Source organism: Bradyrhizobium sp. WSM2793 (assembly GCF_000379585.1).
In the GTDB taxonomy this organism is placed as follows: Bacteria; Pseudomonadota; Alphaproteobacteria; order Rhizobiales; family Xanthobacteraceae; genus Bradyrhizobium.
Genome location: NZ_KB902838.1, coordinates 1 through 2,277 on the forward strand (window position 1 = coordinate 1; position 2,277 = coordinate 2,277).

Annotated in this window: 2 protein-coding genes; both read right to left on the minus strand. The window is 67.5% G+C overall.

Annotation, left to right across the window (positions count from 1 at the left end):
* Window positions 1-579: ATP-binding protein (locus A3AS_RS0140735; protein WP_018323168.1), on the minus strand; the 579-nt coding region annotated here is incomplete at its 3' end.
* A 9-nt stretch (window positions 580-588) separates the two neighbouring features.
* Window positions 589-2,127 carry an IS21 family transposase gene (gene istA, locus A3AS_RS0140740; RefSeq protein ID WP_084675010.1) on the minus strand — a complete coding sequence of 513 codons (1,539 nt, stop codon included), beginning with the start codon at window positions 2,125-2,127 and terminating at the stop codon, window positions 589-591.
* Window positions 2,128-2,277 lie beyond the last annotated feature (150 nt).

The window sequence follows — 2,277 nt, forward strand, 5'->3', positions numbered from 1 at the left end:
GCGGCGGCCGTAGCGGTCCTCGAGGATCTCCAGGAGGTCGTGGCGGGCGGCGGCGTCGAGCGGCTCGAGGCCCCAGTCGTCGAAGATGAGGAGATCGACGCGGCCAAGTGCGCGCAGCAGGCGGGAGTGGCGGCCGTCGCCGCGCGCCAAAGCGAGATCGGTGAACAGCCGCGGGACGCGCTGGTAGAGCACGGAGCGATTGTCGCGGCAGGCCTTGTTGCCGAGCGCTGAGGCGAGCCAGCTCTTACCGACGCCGGAGGGCCCGCAGATCAGCAGGTTAGCGTGGTCATCGATCCAGCGGCCTTCGACCAGCATCGTCAGCAGGCTGCGGTCGAGGCCGCGTGGAGTGCGGTAGTCGATGTCTTCGACGCAGGCCTCCTGGCGCAGCTTGGCGTATTGCAGCCGCTTCGACAGCCGCTTGTCGCGTCGTAATGACGCTTCGCGTTCGAGCAGCAGCGCAAGCCATTCGGCGTGGCCGAGGCTTGCGGCCTCGCCGCCGGCTTCGATGTCGGCGAAGGCCTTGGCCATGCCATGCAGGCCGAGCGCGTAGAGTTGATCGAGGGTCGGATGCGTGAGCAATGTGATCTCCTAATTGTAGTAGCGCGGCCCGCGGATGTTGGGATGAAGGATCGGCGCGTCGTCCGCGGAGCGCTTGGGTGAAGGACGCCGATCGAGATTGTTGGCAAGGATCGATTTGACCGAGCCGTAGGTGCGTGCGCCAATATCGATCGCCCGCATGGCGGCGGCATCGAGCCGCTCGTGCCCGTAGGATCGGGCGAGCCGGATGATGCCGAGACAGGCGCGGAAGCCCTGTTCCGGATGCGCGCGCTCGTCGAGGATCAGGTCGCACAGCGCCGCGGTGGCCGGCCCGATCGAGGCGGCGTCCTTACGGATGCGCTCGATGGTCCAGCCAGCGTAGCGCCGATGACTGGAGGCCATGTGCTCCGGCACGGTCGTGTGCTTGTGGTTGCCGCTCATGCGCTGATGCGCGGCGATCCGCTCACCCTTGTGGAAGATCTCGACGGTGCGAGCCGTGAAGCGCACCTCCACCTCGGCGCGGACGAAGCGATGCGGAACGCTGTAATAATGCGCCTCGACCTCGACGTGATAATCGATGCTGACCCGGCAGATCCGCCACTCGGCGAACTCGTAAGGGTTCTCCGGCAGGGCCTTCAGCGCTGGCCGGTCGATCTCCTCCAGCAGCTTGCGGCGGGTGACACCGAGCCGCCTAATCGGTCGCTCCTCGTTGAGCCGGATCATCAACTCGGCGATCGCCGCGTTGACGTCGGCGAGGCTGTGGAAGGTGCGGTGGCGCAGCCGCCCGAGCAGCCAGCGTTCGACCATCAGGACCGCCTGCTCGACCTTGGCCTTGTCCCGCGGCCGTCGCGGCCTGGCCGGCAGAATGGCGGTGCCGTAATGCGCCGCCATGTCGGCATAGCTGCGATTGATCCTGGGATCGTAGAGACAGGCTTTGATCACAGCGACTTTGGTGTTGTCCGGCACCAGCAGCGCCGGTACGCCGCCGACCGCCTCGAAGGCGCCGACGTGGCCGCTGATCCAATCGGCGAGCCCCTGCGTCCAGGTCGCCTGCGCGTAGGTGAAGCTCGATGCGCCGAGCACCGCGACGAAAATCTGCGCACTGCGCCGCTCGCCGGTGCGCCGGTCGATCACCACCGGGACGCCGTCGCCGGCATAGTCGACGAACAGCTTATCGCCGGCCGCATGCGACTGGCGCATCGTCACCGATAGCCGGCCTTCCCAGGCGCGGTAGAGCTCGCAGAAACGCGAATAGCGATACCCGCCGGGCTCGCCCGCGATGTACTCCTCCCACAGGATCGACAGCGTCACGTGCTTGCGCCGGAGCTCGCGGTGCACCGCCGCCCAGTCCGGCTCGGCCTGCCGGCGATGGCCCCGCCGGGTGCCGGGACCGGCTCCCGCGCTGGCGAACAGCCGGGCTTCCAGCACAGCGTCGGTGATGGCGTCGGGCAATGGCCAGGTCAGCCCCGCCGTCTCGAACCGGTGGATCGTCAACCGCACCGTCGAAGGGGCTGTCCCCACCCGCCGCGCAATCTCGCGGGTCGGCATCCCGGCCGACTTCAATCTGATCACATCGCGCACATGGCGCATCGCAAACCTCTCCGTCGGCATCCAGGTCCCCCTTCGCAAAGCCGAAAGGCGGACCGTATCGGACCCAGAAGAGGCCTCGTCACCCCGGGCGACATCATCCCGGAATGGTGGGCGAGATCATCTCGGAATGGCGGGCGAGATCAAATCGGA